Genomic DNA, 21,577 nt, shown 5'->3' on the forward strand with positions numbered 1-21,577 from the left:
AAACAATGAATTGGGTAAAGGAATTGCTCGCAATATAGAAAACACCTACTATAAGCCCACTCTACTTTTTTGATAATATCTAATGCCTGAAATTATATTGTTCAATAAGCCCTATGGTATCGTCAGCCAATTTTCTGGAGATAATCCAGAACATACATTAGCTACTTTTATTCATAAGCCCCATTTTTACGCAGCAGGCCGATTAGATAAAAATAGTGAAGGATTGCTATTATTAACAAACGATGGCCTATTGCAACACCAATTAACTCATCCCAAATTTGAAAAAAGAAAATATTATTGGGTTCAAGTAGAAGGCATACCCTCTCAAGCAGATTTGGAACCACTTAAAAAAGGCTTGGTCCTTAAAGACATTACATTTTTACCTGCCGAAGTAAAACTTATAGACGAACCGCAGTTATGGCCTCGTAATCCGCCAATTCGCTTCAGACAAAATATCCCTACCTGCTGGCTAGAAATCATTTTAAAAGAAGGAAAAAATCATCAGGTTCGCAAAATGACCGCAGCAATTGGCTTTCCCACTTTAAGATTGGTACGACATCAAATTGGTAATTGGAAATTAGAGGATTTACAGCCTGGTGAATACCGAACAATACAGCACCATTTCAAGTAACCCGACGCCTATCACGAGTACAACGGGGATCTCCATCGTAATACAGGGCTACAGCATCGAGACCCCTCACTAAGTCCGGGAATGAGGATTCAGCGATAAACCAATCGCTTCAGCAGCGTATCTTCTCCAAGTAAGCGAATCCATGGCCAGAGAAACATACCCACCAAAGCACTCGCTACGGGTGTAAATAAGCTGTAATTGAAACCAAGTAGCGCGGTGATTAAAGAAATAATAGATTGATATAAAAGACAAAAGAATCCAATTAAAAAAATTTGTTGCATCATTGAAAAAAACTGAAACCGTCGCGATTTGCTGGAAGCAATCCAGGTGACAAAAAGTAAAGCAAATGAATGTTCACCAATTACTGTGGCGAGTAACACGTCTAATAACAGTCCCACGAACAATAATGTAGTCAGTCTAAAATTACCTGGCAAAAAATATTCTATATAAAGTACAAGCAACAAAACCCAAGGGGGTCGAAAAGCAGAAATTAATTCCGGCATAGGTAATATGGATAAAAGAAGAGCTATAATAAATCCCAAGCACAACCGTATGCGAAGATTTCTAATCACATGGTCTCCTTGGCATTTAATCGCTCATTAATTTGTTCATTCAATTGCTCTTGTTCAGCATCAGGCCAGATCAGTAATACAAGTCGATTACGATTGAGCAGTGCGACAGATTTCACTTTCACTTTCACAAAATCCTCGCCAGGAATACTATTCACTTCTTCCACGAATCCTACAGGATAACCTTCTGGATAATGTCTGTCCAAACCGGAGGTGACTAATACATCGCCAGGATGAATTGAGGAGGTTTTTGGTAAGTTAATTAGGGATAACTTCTCTATATCATTTGTTCCAACAAGAATTGCCCGCTCCCCAGTACGATTGTTTCGCACAGGCACGGCACTTTTAGAGTCAGAAATAAGTAAAACTGTACTGGTTATAGGACCAACATCAACAATCTGCCCCATAACACCTTTTGCATCCAAAACAGGCTGTCCTACATATGCCCCATCACGTTTTCCTTTATTTAAAACAACTACTTGACGTGAATTGCTGGTATCCACAGCAAGAATTTGTGCCGCCATTGCACGCATGTCCGCCTGTGACGAGGTAAGGAGTAATTCTTTTAGTTGCGAATTTTCTTTTTGGATTACCGTTAATTTTTGTAATTCTGCTTCCAACATCGTTTGTTGATATCGCAATTGCATATTTTCGGCAATTAATGCTTTTTTCGCGCTGACGAGTGACTGCACCCAGCCAATTACGCGTACAGGATAATCTACTGCATATTGTAAGGGGGCAACAATAAAGGAAAAGCCGCTTCGCACACTATCTAAATAACGATAATGATAATCAGAGAACATTAAAAAAACAGAAAAGACAAGAGCGAGTACAAATCCTATAGAACTGTACCCGCCCCGACTAAATAATCTGTTATATGTATTATTCTGTTGAGAGGAAATCACCGCCACGCAAGTCCATGGTTTCTAAAGCTTTACCACCACCACGTGCGACACAGGTTAGTGGATCTTCAGCTATTAATACAGGTAAGCCCGTTTCTTCCATCAGCAGAGTATCTATGTTTTTCAACAGAGCTCCGCCTCCAGTTAGAACCATACCACGTTCAGCAATATCAGCTGCTAATTCAGGTGGAGCCAATTCTAGCGCTGCCCTTACAGCACCAACAATACCAGATAAAGGCTCTTGCAGTGCTTCTAAAATTTCTGCACTAGTTAGAATGAAACTACGAGGAACGCCTTCAGCGAGATTTCTTCCACGGACCTCTATTTCAAATAAATCACGACTTGGGAACGCTGAACCAATTTCGTGTTTAATACGTTCTGCAGTAGTTTCACCAATAAGTGTTCCGTAGTTACGACGAACATAAGATACAATAGCATCATCAAACTTGTCGCCGCCTATGCGAACAGACTGGTGATAGACAATTCCACTTAAGGAAATAATAGCGACTTCAGTGGTGCCACCACCTATATCCACAACCATAGAACCACTAGCCTCTTCTACGGGCATTCCAGATCCTAAAGCAGCCGCCATAGGTTCTTCAATAAGAAATACTTCACGCGCTCCAGCACCCATTGCGGACTCACGAATTGCGCGACGTTCAACTTGCGTAGAGCCGCAAGGAACACAAACCAGAACACGTGGGCTTGGTCTTAAGAATTTATTTTCATGTACTTTATGTATAAAGTGCTGCAACATTTTCTCAGTAACAAAAAAGTCTGCAATCACACCATCTTTCATTGGTCTAATGGCATTAATGTTGCCTGGAGTCCTTCCCAGCATTCGCTTCGCTTCAAGACCAACAGCTGCAACTCGTTTTTGTCCTGATTCATTACGCAAAGCAACTACGGAGGGTTCGTTTAAAACAATCCCTTTATCTCTTACATAAATCAATGTATTGGCTGTTCCCAAATCAATCGATAAATCATTGGAAAACACACCCCTTAATTTTCTGAACATAAGCCGCAATATCCTGTTCTTTTTTTTGTGCGCTACTTTATCCTAAATTTGGATAAAAATCGACAGTTCTTATACAACAATTTTAAATTAAAGAGTGAATTTTTATACATGAAGATAATTTTGAGTTTTTGAACTGAAAACACGAATGCAAAAAATAGCTTCTAATACTATTTATGAAACATGGAACACTCAACTTTGCCAGATTCTTGGTTGGTTTTAGGCGTGCCCGCTTGCTTTTAACCAGATCCCCGAGTTACGCCAGCCCTCACCCAAGATGATTGAAGTTTGATAACCTCAATAGTCTAGGTGCAACGCAGCGAAACCCGGGATATAGTTTATATTTTTTACAGGTCGGACGTAACACCTACTACAGCGACCTAAAAAATAACTTGTTTATGATTTATTGTATTTTACTAATAACAAATACCTGATTTAATTTATCTCGATTTGTAGTCATAAATCGCTGCCCCAAGCCCTTCACATCGGCAAGTTCTTCCAATGATTTAAATCCATGATGACTTTTCCGATAGGCAATAATTGCTTCAGCACGTTTTTTGCCTATACCCTTTACAGAACCAGTAAGCGTTGATAAATCTGCGGTATTAAGATCAATTTTATGAATTACTATAGGGGGCTTTTTCTTCACCGAAGAGTCTTTAGGGATGACTGCATGAGCAGAAAGAGTGATTACAGATAATGACAATGCAGTAGCAATAAATTTTGCTCTCATAATTTTCTCCTAATTGTTGGACTAAGTGGCTCGTTCCAGAGCCGGCAGAAGTATCCCAAGATTTTGGCGCACTGTCGAGTGTTTTTTTTAATTTTTTGCTTAAAGTTCAATGAGTAACAAAGGATTTGTCCTGATTCAAAACGGATGCATACTTCCCCTTCTGCCATTATCCCAAGGCCTCGTCATTCCGAGCATAGCGAGGGATTACGTCGTGGCTCAGAATGACGAGAGAAGGGAGACGTGAAATGAAATCAAACGGCTGTGGCCTTATATAGTACGTAAGCAACACATGCAGTTAATTTTTTCACCATGTCCAAGTGCAAAAATTCATTAGGACCATGTGCATTAGACTGAGGTCCTAAAACTCCGGTAATCATAAATTGTGCCTCCGGAAATTTCTTCCCTAACATTCCCATAAAAGGTATGGTTCCTCCCTCTCCAAAGTAAGCAGCTGGTTTACCATAATAAGCCATTGATGCTTCATCAGCAGCTTTTTCCAACCATGAAGCAAGTTTAGGTGCATTCCATCCTTGTGATCCATCACCTACCTTAAAACTTACTTTGGCATGATAAGGAGGGTTGGTGGTTAAGGCATCATGCATTACGGTTGCAGCAACTTTAGGGTCAACTAGGGGTGGCAAACGCATAGACAGTTTTAATGACGTTTGAGGGCGTAAAACATTTCCTGCGTCCGCTATGGCAGGAAATCCATTGGCCCCAGTCACTGTTAATGCCGGTTTCCAGGTTCGATTTAAAATTAATTGTTTTCTGTCTTTTGTTACTGGTTCAACCCCAGCATATAATGGAAATTCAGCATAAACCGAATCTCCTAGAACCTGAGCACATTTCTCGGCTTGTTGCGTTCTTTCTTCAGGAATATCACAATATAACTCAGGCAATTTCACTTCTCCTGAAACTTCATCTTCGATTCGGCTAATCAATTGTCGAGCAACCCGAAAACTGTCTGCAACAATGCCACTTGCCGCGCCGGAATGAACTCCTTCACGAATTAGTTCAACGGATAGTTCACCTACCAAATTCCCGCGCAATGAAGTAGTCATCCATAATTGTTCGTAATTACCTGCTCCAGAATCAAGACAAATAACCAGGTTGGGTTTGCCAATCCGTGCATTGAGCAATTCAATGTAATAAGGCAGATCGTAACTGCCACTCTCCTCACACGCTTCAATAATTAAAACGCAACGTGGAATAGCTAAACCTTGTTTTTGTAAAGCGCAAATCGCAGTTAACGAAGCGTATGCAGAATAGCCATCATCTGCAGCTCCCCGGCCATATAAGCGCCCATCTTTTAATACCGGTTTCCATGGATGCAAATCTTCGTTCCATCCTGACATTTCAGGTTGTTTATCGAGGTGACCATACAACAAAACCGTTTCGTCAATTTGACCTGGAACTTCGATAAAAATTAAAGGGGTACGCCCTTCCAATCTCATAATTTCCAGCATCATCCCTTTAGGTGCATGGGCTTTACACCAATTTGCAATATGACTAACCGCCTGCTCCATTAATCCATGCTCCTGCCATTTTGGATCAAAATGAGGTGATTTATTCGGAATTTTTATGTATTCACTTAAGCTGGGGATAATTTCCTTTTCCCATTGACCACATACAAAATCATACAGTGCTTGCGGATTGAACATGAACTTGCTCCTCAATTATAGCTACAATTTGGTCCGTAGCCGACTTAATATTTAGTGCATTGATTTTATTATGAATATCCCTTTTATTTTTCTCCAGTTCATGCAAGCTTTGCAGCAAAGTGTCTGTATTTAAAGAGCGATCTTCAATGACGAGGCTAATACCCAAGCCTTGGAAATATCGTGCATTTTGGATTTGATCTCCTCGACTGACCTCAGCCGGTAAAGGAATTAAAATATGGGGCTTACCTAGAGCCAAAATTTCATAAAGGGAATTAGCTCCAGCTCGAGAAATAATGATTGACGCTGCAGCAAACAAATCAGCTAATTCTTCATGAACATATTCAAATTGTTTGTAGCCTACATGATCAATTAAAGAAGGCTCTAATTTCCCTTTTCCACAAATATGAATAATTTGATATTCTTTGGTTAATTGCTCTAGTGCATCACGAATGCTGCGATTGATAGAGCCTGCTCCCAAACTACCCCCAATCACTAAAAGACAAGGTTTTTTAGAATTAAATCCACAGAACTCAAGACCGCGGTCACTATTACCTTCAAACAACTGCTCACGGATAGGCGTACCCGTCACTTCTATTTTATTTTGCTTTTTAAAGTGCTTTTTCCCCGCCTCAAAAGTCAGGCAAATTTTATTAACAAAAGGAAAACAAAGTCGATTAGCAAGTCCAGGACTCATATCCGATTCATGAGCAACAACAGGAATCCGATTTAAACCAAGCCCCTACTACTACTGGAAATGCAACAAACCCTCCCTTGGAAAAAACCACATCGGGTTTCATCTTATTAAGCAAGAAAAATGATTGCACGATACCCAGTATAATTTTAAAAGGATCCAATAAGTTTTTTACACTCAAATACCGACGTAATTTACCGCTGCTGATCCCATAAAATGGGATTTTAAGTGGTTCTATCATCTGCTTTTCAATACCCTTTGCTGAACCAATATAGGCAATTTCCCAACCTTTATGACTTAATTCACGTATCAATGCCATATTAGGCGCTACATGTCCTGCGGTACCTCCTCCCGTAAAAACAATCATGGGCATCATAAAATCTTCCTAATAAGTAAACTTAAGTCTATAGCTTGAATCGACTTGGTAATCGCACCAACGGAGATGAAATCAACACCTAACCGCCCTATTGCAGCAATATTTTCCAGAGTAACCCCTCCGGACACCTCTAATGTGCAATGTTTTGGTTGATTCATTCTCACTGCTTTTTCAAGCATACCCTGACTAAAATTATCCAACATAATTCGATCTGGATGAGCACAAATGGCTTCGCGCAACTCATCTAGAGTTTCCACTTCTACCTCAACTAACATTTCTTTATGACTTTGTCTTGCCAAAGCAACCGCTTTAGCTACGGAGCCACAGGCTGTAATATGATTTTCTTTAATTAAAACAGCATCGTAAAGCCCCATACGGTGATTAAAACCACCCCCACAAGTCACAGCATATTTTTGGGCCGCTCTTAATCCTGGAATCGTTTTACGCGTATCCAGTAATCGAGTCGGTGTGCCCTGGAGCTTTTGGGCATATCGATATGTTTGCGTTGCTGTGGCGGAAAGAGTTTGTAAGAAATTTAATGCAGTACGTTCGCCTGTTAAAATACTTCTTCCTGAGCCATATAGAGTACATAGAGTAGATGGTTCTGCTAACCATTCCCCCTCAACAACACGCCACTCAAGTTTAATTTGGTCATCAAGTTGATTAAATACCTCTCTGACCCAAGCTTGCCCACAGACGACCATAGGCTCCCGCGAAATAATTTCAGCCTCAACCTGAAGCTGGGGAGACAACAAAATCGCAGTCACATCGCCATCACCTACATCCTCATATAATGCACGGGATACATCGGCTTTTATGTCTAAAGAGGGGTTATTCATGTGCTAGTTTCCTATCTTTTGCCGCATAACGCGCTTTGAGTAACATAGGAGCAATAAAAGTAGTAATCATAACCATTAAAACGATTGCAGAAAATAAATCATCGGAAATAACACCGAGAGTTCGACCAATCGAAGCAAACACTAAACCTACTTCACCGCGTGGCAACATACCCATACCAATGAGCAAGCGATCATCTGAGGGGCGCGCCCCATAGCCACTAATTAATTTACCTACTACCGCTGCGACGATTAAACCACTTGCCAAAATGATTACATTCCAATGGTAAAAACTTTCTAATTTAACCTGGATACCAATCACGATAAAAAACATAGGCGCCAATATGGATTCCAAAGGAGATAATAAATGATAGATACTGCGACTTTCTTGTTGGCTCAGAGGTATCCCATCAAAATAGTCATCATGAAGAATTATTCCCGCCGTAAACGCACCAATAATTGTGGCAAGTTGAAGCACTGAAGCCAACCAAGAGAGAATCATAATAAACAGAAAGGAAATAAATAATTTTGCTTCCCAAGGTTCAAGAAAACGAAAAAAATGAATTGCCTTCCGTAAAACAATCGGACCTAAGAACAAGGTTCCTGCAAAAAATAATGCAGCACTCACCATAATGCGCAATACAACCATGATATCTACTGCACCACTAATGACTAAGGAACTAACGACAGCTAAAATGATTAGCCCCAATACATCATCTAACATCGCTGCACCCAAAATGATTTTTGCTTCCCGAGTACGTAATTTTTTCATTTCAGTCAGTACTCGGGCTGTAATACCTATACTGGTGGCACTCAAAGTAGCAGCGATAAATAAATCAGATTGATAGGAACCATTAGGCATTAATAGGTAAGCGACGCCAAAACCTAGGAGCATAGGTGCGATCACCCCAATCAAAGCAACAAAAAATGAATCACGGCCTGTATGTTTCATTTCTGCTATTGAGCCTTCCAAGCCCACCATAAACAGAAGAAAAATAACGCCATATCGTGAAAAAATATCCACAATATAAGCTATTTTCAGAAAATCGGATCCGTGCGGTCCGCTTAAAGCGCCAACAATTTGTTGTGCATAATTGGTGTTAGGGATAATTGATGTAACTGCTTGATTTAACGGAACTCCTTTGAGTATTTCTCTGACTATATCAAAAATTGAAGAACCTTCTCTTAATAAAATAGCCAATGGAAATCCATAATAATAAAATAAATTACCGATAAGAATTCCCATGACTAACTCACCAAGAACACTAGGCTGATTTAAGCGTCTTGCTGTATAACGGCCAATAATTGCAAAGAAAAAAATAGTAGTCACACCAAGCAATACAAACGCAACCGGATCAACATGATCAGGCTCAGCCGAGGCAAAAGCCATCGCAGGGCATATTCCTGCAATAAAAAGCCACCATTTTAAACGCTGCATTACAGTTCCATACTTTGCTAAAATACTCTCTTCGTAAATGTACTCGTAACCCAGTAAAACGGAGTGAAACTTTCGGCCCCCTCCTAGCCTTCACCTAGGCTACACTGAAAACATTACCTACACGGTTACATCAGTCCCCTACAGACTATGTTTTGCCAAAAATAAACAGGTTTCCAAAACAGAGTCTGGGTTAAGTGACACACTCTCTATGCCCTCTTTCATTAACCATTGTGCAAAATCCTGATGGTCTGAAGGTCCTTGGCCACAAATACCTATATATTTATTTGCCTTTTTACATGCAGAAATGGCCATATGTAACAAAGCTTTTACTGCATCATTACGCTCATCAAATTGAGCAGCAATCAATCCTGAATCCCTATCCAAACCTAAGGTTAACTGAGTTAAATCATTAGAGCCTATAGAAAAACCATCAAAATATTCTAAAAATTTTTCTGCTAGCAATGCATTGGAGGGTACTTCACACATCATGATTACACGCAGTCCATGTTTGCCTCGCTCCAGTCCATGTTGTTTTAACACCTGAATGACATTACTTGCTTCAGAAACAGTCCTGACGAAGGGGATCATCACTTCTACATTGGTTAAGCCCATTTCTTCTCGAACTCGTCGTACAGCTTTACACTCCAAGGCAAAGCAGTCGGCAAAAGATTCAGAAACATAACGTGATGCGCCTCTAAAACCCAACATCGGATTTTCTTCATGTGGCTCATATAAATTACCGCCAATAAGATTAGCATATTCATTGGATTTGAAATCTGATAATCGTACAATGACAGGCTTAGGATAAAACGCAGCTGCGATTGTCGCAATTCCCTCTTTTAATCGTTCAATATAATATTCAACTGGAGAAGCATAGGCTGCTGTTTTTTCGATAATAAATTGTTTTAACTCTTTATCTTTTAGGTTATCAAAATCCAGCAATGCGCGTGGATGAATACCAATTGTATTGGAAATTAAAAACTCTAAGCGAGCTAAACCTACCCCTGAGTTGGGAATGGATTGGAATGTAAAGGCTCTTTCCGGATTACCCACATTCAACATGACTTTCATCGGTAGCTCAGGCATAGTTTCTACATCAAGACGCTCTTGCTCATAAGGTAATAAGCCTGCGTAAACATAACCGTTATCCCCTTCAGCACAGCTAACAGTCACTTCATCACCATCACGAATGGTTTTCGTCGCATCCCCACATCCGACTACTGCAGGAATACCCAACTCACGCGCAATAATAGCGGCGTGACATGTTCTACCACCACGGTTGGTCACAATAGCAGAAGCACGCTTCATAACGGGTTCCCAATCAGGGTCAGTCATATCTGAAATCAATACATCACCGGGTTGGACTCGGTCCATTTCACTTACGTCTTTAATAATTCGTGCTTTACCTTGGCCTATACGTTGTCCGATACTGCGGCCTTCGGCAAGTACTTCACCCTTCTTTTTAAGGGTATATCGTTCCAATATTTGTTTATTGTCACGGCTTTTTACTGTTTCAGGACGAGCTTGTAATATGTATAGTTGACCATTCAAGCCATCTTTTGCCCACTCTATATCCATGGGCCGGCCATAATGCTCCTCAATAATCATGGCTTGATGAGCCAAACGTTCCACTTCATCTGGGGTTAAAGAAAATAATAATCGCTCTTTCGCATCAACTTCGACCGTTTTAACGCGTTCTTTCTTGCTGGGATCATCACAATAAACCATCTTCAACGCTTTACTACCTAGATTTCTGCGAATTACTGCAGGTTTACCTGCTTTTATTCCAGGTTTATGTACGTAATACTCATCAGGGTTTACGGCTCCCTGAACAACCATCTCACCCAAACCATAAGATGAAGTAATAAATACGACCTGATCAAAACCTGACTCAGTATCCATAGTAAACATCACACCACTTACCGCCAAATCACTACGAATCATCTGTTGAATACCTGCGGATAAGGCGACTTCATGATGTTCAAACTGATGATGTGTACGATAAGTGATGGCTCTGTCATTGAATAATGATGCAAAAACATGCTTTATTGAGAGTAGAACCTCATCAATCCCTTTTACATTTAAAAAAGTTTCTTGCTGACCGGCAAAGGAGGCATCAGGTAAGTCTTCTGCTGTTGCGGATGAACGAACTGCCACACTAAAATTATCATGGCCAATCGTTTTCGCCAGCTGTTCATAAGCAACTCGCACTGAGCGTTCAAACTCAGGGGTAAATGGCGTGTTGACAATCATTTGTCTAATTTCTTTCCCTACCACAGCTAATTGCTGCACATTATCAGCATCCAGGTTTGCCAATTTTGCGTAGATTTTTTTATCTAAATTATCCTGAGACAAAAACTCCCGGAATGAATCTGCGGTCGTCGCAAAGCCACCAGGAACAGCAACCCCTGCTGAGGATAAATGACTGATCATCTCTCCAAGAGAGGCATTTTTTCCACCAACCTGCTCCAGGTCGTGCATGCCAAGATGTGCTAAATCAATAATATGTGTTTTGACCGTCATAGATACCCCAAGCCCATAAAATGATAAGTTGTCATTTTACTGAAAATGTACGGCTATGGGAATTGAAACTTTATTGTCAGACAATATTCGTACTCATACCTTGAATTCATCGGATAGTTTTCTTAATTCAGGATATGAGTACCTATACTTTGTTCTGTTTACGATTCGCTAGATTATGCGTTACTTGCAGCCAAAGCCTGAGAAAAATCCTTATGGAAATTCGCGGCGCCCAGAAGTTCAATGATCCCCCCTTTGCGTAGTTTTTCCTCTACCCGTGAATTAGCTCCACTTAAAATCACTCTCACTTTTCGTTCTTGTAAATCTTCAATAACTTCTTCCAAAGTTTGCAAACCTGTTACATCCATAAAGGGAACCCAACGCATTCTAATGATTAAAGTCTTGGGATCAGAATGAGTTACTGCTAAAGCATGTTGAAATGCTTCAGCGGCTGCAAAGAAGAAAGGGCCTTCGACAGCATAAACCAATACACCATCAGGCAAAGTGTCCATATTTTGTCGTGCCAATTCATGCGCCAATTCTTCCTGAGACATTTGTTGTACTTCAACGCTAGAAGCCATACGCCGTATAAAATGCAACACAGCAATAATTACACCTATGTTGACTGCAACCACCAAATCAACAAACACCGTAAGGAAAAAAGTGACTAATAAAATCACCACATCAGCTTTGGGGGCACGTTGTATTAATTTAACAAAATGTTTTACTTCACTCATATTCCAAGCGACAACAAATAAAATTGCGGCCAATACGGTAAGAGGTATATTTACGGCCAAAGGAGCTAAGAAAAGAATAATGAGTACTAATGTGAGTGCATGAATTATCCCTGCTAAAGGGCTATTTCCCCCATTGCGAATGTTTGTTGCAGTACGGGCAATCGCCCCTGTTGCGGCAAACCCTCCAAATAAGGGTGCAAAAATATTCGCGATTCCTTGACCAATGAGCTCTTGATTGGAATTATGTTTTGTTCCCGCCATTCCATCAGCGACTACTGCAGATAAAAGTGACTCTATGGCACCAAGCATGGCAATAGTAAATGCAGGTCCTATCAATTCGAGCACTCTATCTATTGTCAGATCAGGGAGTTTAAATTCGGGTAAACCTTGAGGTATTCCTCCAAATAAGGAACCTATGGTTGCCACCCCAGAAAAATGATAGATGGACTGTAATATGGAAACGGTTAATAAAGCAACAAGTGGGCCTGGGACACGTTTTAATCCAGGAATTCTGTTTGAAAAAATGACCAGGAATAACGAGAAAAAGCCCAAAATAGTTGTAGGTACATTGAGCTGTGGAAGGGTATGCAATAAGTACCATAATTTTTCGTGAAAATGGCCGCTACCTCCAGAGGGAAGACCAAAAAAGTAATGCCATTGTCCAACCCAAATCACTACACCTATTCCTGCTGTAAAACCAATAATTACGGGGGCAGGTATAAATTTAATAATACCACCTAAACGAGCCAGGCCAAAAAATAATAACATGAACCCCGCAATCAAGGTGGAAATTTGCAAACCAGAAACCCCGTATTTTGCAGTAATACCTGAAAGAACTACAATAAATGCGCCTGTAGGACCTGCGATTTGCAAACGACTTCCACCCATCACTGAAACAATTATCCCAGCGATAATTGCTGTATAGATCCCTTGTTCCGGCCTTACCCCCGAAGCAATAGCAAATGCCATCGCAAGAGGCAAAGCGACAACTCCTACAATAATTCCTGAGATAATATTTTGTAACCAATATTTTTTGTGAAACAGACCTGCTTGATAGGATTCGATAATGGTTTTCATAAAATGATGTGACTTATTTTTAAAAATGAGATCATTATACACAAACATATTAAAAAGATATCAAATTTGAGATAAAATTCCTTACTTTAATTCACATCTGGTCGCGCATCTAATATTATATGTGCTTTATCATTAGGGCTAGCAACTTATGACTCTTACTGCTTTAAATGCGATCTCTCCAATCGATGGACGTTATATTAATAAAACACGGGCTTTGAGTCCTTATTTTAGTGAGTTCGCCTTAATTTATTATCGCCTCACTGTAGAAATTCGCTGGCTTGAATCTTTAGCTGCGAATAATTCTATTACAGAGGTCCCGCAATTAAATCAAAAGGCTAAAGATTTTCTCAATGATCTGATTGCCAATTTTGATGAAACTGAAGCAATCAAAATTAAAGAATTTGAAAAACAAACAAATCATGATGTTAAAGCGATAGAATATTATCTAAAAGATAAATTCCAGCAAAATGACAGCTTGAAAGCAATTACTGCTTTTATACATTTTGCCTGCACCTCAGAGGACATCAACAATTTAGCTTATGCGTTAATGGTAAAACAAGCCATTGCACAGGTCATTCAACCTACGCTTGCTGAAATCATGGGCGGCATTACCCTCCTAGGAAAACAACATGCCGATGTATCTATGTTATCCAGAACCCATGGACAGCCAGCAACGCCGACAACCATGGGTAAAGAGCTAGTCAATTTTGTTGCTCGTCTCAAAAGACCACAGCAACAACTATGTGAAGTCTTGATCCCAGGTAAATTCAACGGTGCTGTTGGTAATTATAATGCCCATGTTGTGGCCTATCCAGAAGTAGACTGGCGTAAACACTGTGCTAACTTTGTCACCTCTTTGGGGCTATCTTTTAATGCCTATACCACACAAATTGAGCCACATGATGGTTTGGCAGAAGTATCACAAATTATGATCCGTATTAATAATATTCTACTGGATTATACTCAGGACATCTGGAGTTATATTTCTCTGGGCTACTTTAAACAAAAAACTGTAGCTGAAGAAGTTGGTTCATCTACCATGCCTCATAAGGTGAATCCTATTGATTTTGAAAATGCAGAAGGAAATCTGGGGGTAGCCAACGCCCTATTCATTCATTTTGCTAACAAACTCACACAATCAAGACTGCAACGCGATTTATCTGACTCTACTGTTTTACGCAATATAGGGATGGGATTTTCTTACAGCTTGATCGCCTATCTCTCTTTGACTAAAGGTAATGATAAATTACAAATCAATAAACGTGCTTTACAAGACGATTTAAAATCAAACTGGGAAGTACTTGCAGAAGCGGTGCAAACGGTGATGCGCCGATATAATGTCCCCAATGCATACGAACAATTAAAAGCATTAACCCGGGGACATGGAATAGATGAGCAAAGCCTCAAGTCATTTATTAAGGAACTCTCTATACCCGAAGAAGCGAAAGCGCAACTGCTTAAACTGACACCAGAAAACTATACGGGGCTAGCAACTCAGTTAGTAAAGGCCTTTTTATGAGTGATACACTCACACAACAAGGACAAACTTTTGAGTTTGATGTGCTTGTTATTGGTACAGGACTAGCGGGTTTGCAATATTGTTTGCAGCTCATTAGTTTGCAGCCACGTCTAAAGATTGCATTAATTAGCAAGGCAGAGGCTATTGAATGCAATAGTCGTTACGCTCAAGGTGGAATCGCTGCTGTTTTTTCAGCAGAAGACTCCCTGGAATCACATATTTCGGATACTCTGGTTGCAGGTGATGGTCTGTGTTATCCGCCAGCTGTTGAATTCATTATTCGGCAAGGTCCAGACGCAATAAAACAACTGAGCGAATATAATGTTCATTTTAAACAAGACAGCAAAGGCAATTTTAATTTAGCACAAGAAGGCGGACACTCTCACCGGCGTATTTTTAATTGTGGCGATCAAACCGGTTTATCCATCACACAAATAATGAATCAACTTGCTTTGCAAAGTGAACAGATTTCTCTTTTTGAACATCATGTTGCCGTAAACCTCATTACTTATTACCATCCCCATCGCACCGATATTCAAGGTGAAGTTTTAGGGGCTTATGTTTTAGATTGTTCCGCGAACCGGATTCATACTTTTTTGGCAAATTGCGTCATACTGGCCACAGGAGGCGCAGGTAAAACATACAGATACACCACCAACCCCATGGTTGCCACAGGAGATGGGGTGGCCATGGCTTATCGTGCTGGAGCTCGTGTGGGTAACATGGAATTTTATCAATTTCACCCTACCCTATTGCATCATCATTCTTTAAATAACTTTCTCATTTCAGAAGCAGTGCGTGGTGAAGGGGCTTTACTTAAAAATGCCGAGACTGGGGAACGGTTCATGAAACAGTACGCCCCAGAACAAATGGAGTTAGCAACACGTGATGTGGTTGCACGGGCCATTTTAGTGAAATTGAACGCAGTCAAATGGGATATGTTTATCTGGATATTACCCATCAATCCAAAGAGTTTTTGAAAAAACGCTTCCCGCAAATTTATACAACCCTTTTATCCATTGGCATTGGATATGAGTCAAGATATGATTCCTGTTGTGCCGGCAGCACATTATCAATGTGGGGGAATACTTACCGATATTGATGGCCGCACGGATTTAAAACGGCTCTATGCTATAGGTGAAGTGGCGTTTACTGGTTTACATGGTGCCAATCGTCTTGCGAGTAACTCCTTACTTGAAGCTTTAGTTATGGGTTCCAATGCCGCCCGATGTACTTTAAAAGATATTTCTTCCCCTTGGAAATATACCGAACATATTCCGAACTGGAGTGCTCCCAGTGAAGTCAATGCACGACGTGCCAGTCAAATTAATGCGCAGTGGCGGGGATTAAGAGGAGAAATGACTTCTTATGCTGGGATAGTCCGGACTGAGGCAGGGCTTGAAGATCTACTACAATTAATAATGAAACGAAAAAAAATAATTGAAGAGTATTATTGGAGGCATTGCATCACCCGAGATTTTATTGAGCTGAGAAACATTATTCTTAATGCCGAATTAATTGTAAGAGCTGCTCTGGCAAGGCGAGAATCACGTGGCGGTCACTTCCGTGAAGATTATCCTAATAAAAAAGCTGAGGCACAAGAAAGTATTGCCAAACTCGGATTAATGGATACTTCACCTGAATAATAGATTTAATGTAGGTTGGGTACAGCTACCGCCATCCCGGGCGTAGCCAGGGATGGCGAGGTTCTATTGCACCCAGGCTAAATATTCCAAACGACACATTAAAATGATTTGAGGCAAAAATAGATGTTTAAAAATCCCACCCTTTACACACCTGAAACAACATTAATGCATATCCGGAACGATATGAGCATTTGTCAAAGTGACTACCCCATAGACTGGTATCAGGAAGACTTTATCCCATATGCCCAAGAATACCAAGCATTGCCAGATCGTAAGCTCACCACTGTTTTAGCATGGATGACTCCTTATCTCAAAAAAGCACAGGATCATTTTGGAGAGCGATTATTACTCTTGGCACATTATTACATGGGTGGTGATATTGTCCGCTTAGTCGAGCAATTTGGTGGACTTATTGGTGATTCCTATCAATTAGCCTTGATGGCAGCCGAGCATCCTGAAAAATCCGTTATTATTGAATCTGCGGTGCATTTCATGGCTGAATCAATTAGTATTTTAGCGAATAAGGACCAACAAGTTTACATCACTAATCCTAAATCCGGTTGCACTATGGAGATGCTTGCTAAAGACTTCATGGTTGAACCTGCCTTTCTTGATTTAAATGAACGTTATGGTGCCGAGAATATTTTACCTGTTTGCTATATGAATACTTCAGGCCGAGTCAAAGCGCTTACTGGAGCCCAAGGTGGCGCTGTATGTACCAGCTCCAACGTAAAAAAAATATTTCAATGGGCACTAAAGCAAGATAAAAAGATCCTCTTTATTCCCGATCAACATATGGGCGAGAATGTCGCCTATTGGTTAGGCATAAAAAATCGTGCTTATTGGCCAGGTGGAACTGCAGGCGCTCAATATTCTCTTGCGGATCAAGATGCAAAAACACTGAAACAGTTTGATGACGCACAACTGATTCTATTTGCCAGCCAATGTGCCGTACATACGCATTATCAACCAGAAATGTGCGATTATTGGCATCATCAAGGATATACTACGATTGTTCATCCTGAATGTCGCAATTCAGTGATCAAAGTAGCACAGCACTCAGGTTCTACCGCCTTCATCTGGGATTATGTGGTTCATGATCGTGCCAAGACCAAACGGTATGCTATTGGTACTGAGAATCATATGGTAGAAAACCTCAAACAACATTGTAAAGGCTTAAATATAGAAGTAGTCAATTTGGCTGAAGCACCTAAAAAAGAAAATGAACAAGGTATAGGCTGTGGTTGCGCTACCATGTCACGCAATGATCCTCCGCATCTGGTCGCGCTTGTCGATTTACTCAGACAAGGAAAAACAATGTCTTATAATGAGGTTAAAGCTGGAGATGTGGTCAATGAATTCACTGGAAGCAGACATAGATTGGCAGAACATGATCAGCAATGGGTTATCGATAATGCCAAGAAGTCTTTGCAAATGATGATAGATATAACGGAAGATCGTATTTAATTCTTTCGCTTAAATGGATTTAAAAATATAGCCTGGATTAGTAGTAGAACCGAAAAACGTGTTCAGTGCAGCCAAGCGTAACCTGGATTACGCTTGGATGTACTTGAGTAGAAATTACCAGTAAGTTAATGGTGATCTCAATGACAAGCACAGCTAGGTGATTGAGAGCCATCTTTACAAGTTAGATAACCAGTAGATTTATTGCATTGACCTACCCCACCGTGTTTCGAACAACAACCTTTATTACTTGTACCGTTGGTCGTAGTACTTGTTGTACTGGTTGCAGGTTTAGTAGTAGTCGATTTTCCACTCCACCAGTGAGTTTTAGGCTTGGTTGTAGTTGTAGGAGTAGTTGTCGTAGTTGGAGGAGTAGCAGTTGTTTTTTTGGTAGTTTTTTGCTTAGTCGATGTTGTAGTCTTTTCTTTCTTACACTTACACGTTGGTGACGCCGTACCATCCTTACACATTTGAAAGCCAGTCGTTTTATTACAGGAGGCTACCCCGCCATGCCCTGAACAACATGCCGCATATACCGCTAACGGACTACTCAGTAAAAAAAGAACAGCTACAAGCTGGTTTATCCATCTAGAAGCCCTATTAGTATTTTTCATTTGAAACTCCATTTTCGTCCATGACATTAATAATATAGACCATATTTATTAAAACGACACAAAGGTTGATACCCCTAAACATGGACATACAAAATTAATATCCACACATAAGTTACACGCCCAATTTGCTTTAAACTTAATTGCCTTCTTTAAATCCAAAAAGTCCTTTAATCTTGGCAAAAAAACCTTCAGCCTCTGCTTCGAGCTCTCGTAAGTCGCCCAACTTTTGAACGATACCCAGTTCCTCTTCATTGAGTTCCACACCAATTTTACTTAATGCTTGTTGGGGATCATCTTTTAATTCACTAAAAAAGTTAGGATCGTTTTTAATCGCTTCCATTACTGCCATCACTTTGGGGCTTTGGCTTGTAAGTGTACTGAAATCCATAATCATGACTCCTTAGATGATTAAACATAAACATATAGTTATTTTAGTACATAAATTAATCAATTCTATCGATAATCCTTATACCATACCCGTGATTTAAATCATGCTGTATAAAATTGACATTGTTCCAATCCCTGAGTACAAACAAAACCATTTAACGTCTCAATCCAACTGTAATCCTGACGCGATGGGATTTTAGTTAGGGCCTGCCACCAAATGGAGTAATCACCCGCTGAGCTCCTATAAGTACAAACCACTCCTTGTCCATACCCAGCAACTAAAATATTTGCCCGAACAAAATAGGTATTCTCATCCCCTTGCGGGGGATTAGGTGAATAAGGATTGACAGTCCACGGAGCTGGTGGCACGCCCCATTTTAATGAAGTCGTTTGCGGATCAGGACAATTCGTCGCATAACCAACCCCAACAAATTGCGCAAGAAAAAAACTAAATAGGATAAAATGATATTGCCTCATAAAACTCACTTTTATAATTAGCTATTTTTTAAATAATAATATACTAAAACCCATTGTGAGAATTTATTTCTTTGTTATAATGGCCGCTCAAATGCCTGGGTGGCGGAATTGGTAGACGCGCCGGATTCAAAATCCGGTGGTGGTGACACCGTGTGGGTTCGAGTCCCACCCTAGGTACCATTAACTTATTTATTTTCTAGACATCACATCCCTTCTAAAAAAATCCATAAGCAACTTTAATTTTAAAAATAATTAAAGACTTCTCAACTCCAAATTAACCTTATTAAACGTTTTCTCTCATTGTTGCGCTATGCTGATGCAGGTCGGGCCTTGGCCCGACATTTCCTTAAATACAAAAGCATGATGGAACTTTTTTTGGGACCCAACAACTTTTTAAACCAAAAAATAAAACCAGCCTATACTATAAAGAAGAATGACATGCGCTTTACGCAACTTAAGGAATTAAGATGTCGACCAAGTGGATTAAGAGTCATCTGACTTTGATAGCAGGACTTTCATTACCCGTTCTACTGATGCTTGTATTTGTTGTTTCTAATTTTTCTTTTTTAAAATCTGATCCACCACGTTATAGTCTCCTATTTTCTGTCTTGGACTCCTCATCGGGCTCCTTTCCGGTGCAAGTGAATCTAATCGTTAAAAATGATAAATTGGTGGCTCAATACTCAAAAACTCAAAATAATTACTGGGGAATAAAAAAACTCTACTTATTTGATGCAAAAACACAAAAAGTACGTGAACTCCCTTTAGATTTCCCTAATTTTAAAGATAACTCCAGTTTTAAAGAGGAAGCGGTGCAATCAGCCCAACAATTTAAACTGGATACCTCACTGGAGTCTCCTGATGGCTATGTTTTGTATACAGACAATAATAATTTGAATACTGGATTGTTGTCCGATCTTCTGATTGGTAATAACTATAAAAATAATTATATTTGTCTTAAAAAAGACGCTACGTGCTTTAAATTATCCAACCCTAGTTTAGGACGCTATTTTACTTCGAGTAATGTCCAATTTATTGGCTGGATTAACCATGAATAAAGAGCAAGCGTTACAAAAAATCGTTGATCTAGCCAAACAATATCAAATTGAAATTAAAGAAATTGCCATCGCATTGAAACCGAATCAATCTACAAGCCCAACAGATCAAAGCAGCTGGCTAAATAAACTGTACAGTTACCTAGGCGGCATCTTAATCTTTGCAGGTATTTGCGCACTGATTGTGATGAAATGGGAAGAATTCAATTTCTACGAACGTGTGACCTTGACTTTAGGTTTTGGCTTCTCGTCCTATATTTTGGCATTTGTATGCTTCAAACACCCTAATTATCAAAAAACTGCGACGCCATTATTGCTGATCGCCTTATTCCTTGAACCAACGGGACTAATCATCTTATTGCAAGAGTATCCTACGCTCCTGCCAATCGGGTGGTTATTCATCATAGTCATTATCTACTTTACCCATCAACATCTTGCAATTATATGGGATAAGACATTCATTCTTGCAATCACCACGGTTGTATTTGGATGTATCCTTTTTTCCTGTACAACAGGGACTAATCGAATTTTTCTAAATCTAGGTTTTGGATTTTTAACTTTTCTTCTGGGTCTTTACTATCAAGACAAATCATCCAAAATATCCGCTCCATTATTTCTTGTTGCCGCAGTTCTTGAAGCCGGTGGCTTGCTCACTTTTATATCACAACATACTTCGATACTGATGCCAACATGGGGGGTACTTTTTGTAAGCTTTATACTCTTTTTACAATATGGCATTACATTTATAAGCACACGACTTACAGTACTGGCTTTTATTACGTTGGTTTTCCTCTACTCCTTTTTCCTGGCAGCATTTGAATTACTTGGAGTACCAGAGCGCTTAAAATGGTTTGTACTCAGTAGCTCATTATTAGCTGTCAGTTCGTTTATAAATCATTCGAAATACCAAAGCATTGCTGGATTACTCTTTTTCATATCATCAGTGGTACTACTTTCAGTAACCTTCGATGTCGTTAAAGATAAACCCTATGAAATACTCTATTTGGGATTAGCTTGTGGATTAATTTATATGGCAATAATAGAAAGCAGCCGCGTCTTACTCTTCATCTCGAGTTTGGCCACCCTGTGCTTCATTTTGTATTTTTCAAGCCAACATTTCCCTCACACCATTGGCTGGCCAATTACACTGATAATAATTGGACTACTCTTAGTGGGGGTTAGTGGTATTGTTATCAAATTAAATAAAAAATATATGTAACAGCTACCAC

18 protein-coding genes, 1 tRNA gene and 2 pseudogenes are annotated in these 21,577 nt (G+C 39.9%); 8 read left to right on the forward strand and 13 right to left on the reverse strand.

Annotation, left to right across the window (positions count from 1 at the left end):
* The first annotated feature begins 82 nt into the window (after nt 1–82).
* Nucleotides 83–631, forward strand: a complete 549-nt coding sequence (locus EL022_RS13310) for a pseudouridine synthase (protein WP_028380103.1) — start codon at nt 83–85, stop codon at nt 629–631.
* Nucleotides 632–720: 89 nt separating this feature from the next.
* On the opposite strand, the gene mreD is transcribed toward EL022_RS13310, so the two are convergent.
* The 10 genes and pseudogenes from mreD to EL022_RS13360 all read right to left on the reverse strand — a co-directional run bounded on the left by mreD (nt 721) and on the right by EL022_RS13360 (nt 13,186).
* The gene (gene mreD, locus EL022_RS13315) at nt 721–1,200 is read right to left on the reverse strand and encodes a rod shape-determining protein MreD (RefSeq protein WP_028380102.1); all 480 of its coding nucleotides are present in this window, start codon (nt 1,198–1,200) and stop codon (nt 721–723) included.
* Nucleotides 1,200–2,105, reverse strand: a complete 906-nt coding sequence (gene mreC / locus EL022_RS13320; protein ID WP_028380101.1) for a rod shape-determining protein MreC — start codon at nt 2,103–2,105, stop codon at nt 1,200–1,202. The genes mreD and mreC overlap by 1 nt, the downstream gene beginning before the upstream one ends.
* Nucleotides 2,083–3,120 carry a rod shape-determining protein gene (locus EL022_RS13325; RefSeq protein WP_003636696.1) on the reverse strand — a complete coding sequence of 346 codons (1,038 nt, stop codon included), beginning with the start codon at nt 3,118–3,120 and terminating at the stop codon, nt 2,083–2,085. Before EL022_RS13325 ends, mreC begins: the two co-directional genes overlap by 23 nt.
* 400 nt (nt 3,121–3,520) lie before the next feature.
* Nucleotides 3,521–3,850, reverse strand: a complete 330-nt coding sequence (locus EL022_RS13330) for a ComEA family DNA-binding protein (RefSeq protein WP_028380100.1) — start codon at nt 3,848–3,850, stop codon at nt 3,521–3,523.
* A 251-nt stretch (nt 3,851–4,101) separates the two neighbouring features.
* Nucleotides 4,102–5,511: a M20 family metallopeptidase gene (locus EL022_RS13335; RefSeq protein ID WP_028380099.1), complete on the reverse strand. Its 1,410-nt coding sequence runs from the start codon at nt 5,509–5,511 to the stop codon at nt 4,102–4,104.
* Nucleotides 5,486–6,578 (reverse strand): annotated as a pseudogene (locus tag EL022_RS13340) (undecaprenyldiphospho-muramoylpentapeptide beta-N-acetylglucosaminyltransferase). The gene EL022_RS13335 and the pseudogene EL022_RS13340 overlap by 26 nt, the downstream one beginning before the upstream one ends.
* The gene (gene nadC / locus EL022_RS13345) at nt 6,575–7,417 is read right to left on the reverse strand and encodes a carboxylating nicotinate-nucleotide diphosphorylase (protein WP_028380097.1); all 843 of its coding nucleotides are present in this window, start codon (nt 7,415–7,417) and stop codon (nt 6,575–6,577) included. Before nadC ends, EL022_RS13340 begins: the two are co-directional and overlap by 4 nt.
* Nucleotides 7,410–8,852, reverse strand: coding sequence for a cation:proton antiporter (locus tag EL022_RS13350; RefSeq protein WP_028380096.1), 1,443 nt, complete (start codon nt 8,850–8,852; stop codon nt 7,410–7,412). Before EL022_RS13350 ends, nadC begins: the two co-directional genes overlap by 8 nt.
* Nucleotides 8,853–8,990: 138 nt before the next feature.
* The gene (gene ppsA / locus EL022_RS13355) at nt 8,991–11,375 is read right to left on the reverse strand and encodes a phosphoenolpyruvate synthase (RefSeq protein WP_028380095.1); all 2,385 of its coding nucleotides are present in this window, start codon (nt 11,373–11,375) and stop codon (nt 8,991–8,993) included.
* A 173-nt stretch (nt 11,376–11,548) separates the two neighbouring features.
* Nucleotides 11,549–13,186 carry a SulP family inorganic anion transporter gene (locus EL022_RS13360; RefSeq protein ID WP_028380094.1) on the reverse strand — a complete coding sequence of 546 codons (1,638 nt, stop codon included), beginning with the start codon at nt 13,184–13,186 and terminating at the stop codon, nt 11,549–11,551.
* Between the two features lie 148 nt (nt 13,187–13,334).
* Between EL022_RS13360 and purB the strand changes: the two genes are divergently transcribed.
* From purB to nadA, 4 genes and pseudogenes are all read left to right on the forward strand, one after another.
* On the forward strand, nt 13,335–14,705 hold the full coding sequence (purB, locus tag EL022_RS13365) for an adenylosuccinate lyase (protein ID WP_028380093.1): 1,371 nt from the start codon (nt 13,335–13,337) through the stop codon (nt 14,703–14,705).
* Nucleotides 14,702–15,886 (forward strand): annotated as a pseudogene (locus EL022_RS13370) (L-aspartate oxidase); the annotation flags it as partial. The gene purB and the pseudogene EL022_RS13370, both read left to right, overlap by 4 nt.
* A 177-nt stretch (nt 15,887–16,063) precedes the next feature.
* Nucleotides 16,064–16,351 carry a hypothetical protein gene (locus EL022_RS16470; protein WP_241972280.1) on the forward strand — a complete coding sequence of 96 codons (288 nt, stop codon included), beginning with the start codon at nt 16,064–16,066 and terminating at the stop codon, nt 16,349–16,351.
* A 123-nt stretch (nt 16,352–16,474) separates the two neighbouring features.
* Nucleotides 16,475–17,818 (forward strand): quinolinate synthase NadA, encoded by a 1,344-nt coding sequence (gene nadA, locus EL022_RS13375; protein WP_028380091.1) that lies wholly within the window; start codon nt 16,475–16,477, stop codon nt 17,816–17,818.
* Nucleotides 17,819–17,955: 137 nt separating this feature from the next.
* On the opposite strand, the gene EL022_RS16115 is transcribed toward nadA, so the two are convergent.
* From EL022_RS16115 to EL022_RS13390, 3 genes are all read right to left on the reverse strand, one after another.
* Nucleotides 17,956–18,429, reverse strand: coding sequence for a hypothetical protein (locus EL022_RS16115; protein ID WP_028380090.1), 474 nt, complete (start codon nt 18,427–18,429; stop codon nt 17,956–17,958).
* A 136-nt stretch (nt 18,430–18,565) separates the two neighbouring features.
* Complete coding sequence (locus EL022_RS13385; protein ID WP_028380089.1) at nt 18,566–18,817, reverse strand: hypothetical protein; 252 nt, start codon at nt 18,815–18,817, stop codon at nt 18,566–18,568.
* Nucleotides 18,818–18,918: 101 nt separating this feature from the next.
* Nucleotides 18,919–19,293: a DUF3757 domain-containing protein gene (locus tag EL022_RS13390; protein WP_028380088.1), complete on the reverse strand. Its 375-nt coding sequence runs from the start codon at nt 19,291–19,293 to the stop codon at nt 18,919–18,921.
* 93 nt (nt 19,294–19,386) lie between these two features.
* Between EL022_RS13390 and EL022_RS13395 the strand changes: the two genes are divergently transcribed.
* From EL022_RS13395 to EL022_RS13405, 3 genes are all read left to right on the forward strand, one after another.
* Nucleotides 19,387–19,473, forward strand: a tRNA-Leu gene (locus EL022_RS13395).
* 287 nt (nt 19,474–19,760) lie between these two features.
* Nucleotides 19,761–20,351 (forward strand): hypothetical protein, encoded by a 591-nt coding sequence (locus tag EL022_RS13400; RefSeq protein ID WP_028380087.1) that lies wholly within the window; start codon nt 19,761–19,763, stop codon nt 20,349–20,351.
* Nucleotides 20,344–21,567 (forward strand): hypothetical protein, encoded by a 1,224-nt coding sequence (locus tag EL022_RS13405; protein ID WP_028380086.1) that lies wholly within the window; start codon nt 20,344–20,346, stop codon nt 21,565–21,567. The genes EL022_RS13400 and EL022_RS13405 overlap by 8 nt, the downstream gene beginning before the upstream one ends.
* Nucleotides 21,568–21,577: the final 10 nt, after the last annotated feature.

Origin of the sequence: Legionella cherrii, from assembly GCF_900635815.1 — a bacterium.
Taxonomy (GTDB): Bacteria; Pseudomonadota; Gammaproteobacteria; order Legionellales; family Legionellaceae; genus Legionella; species Legionella cherrii.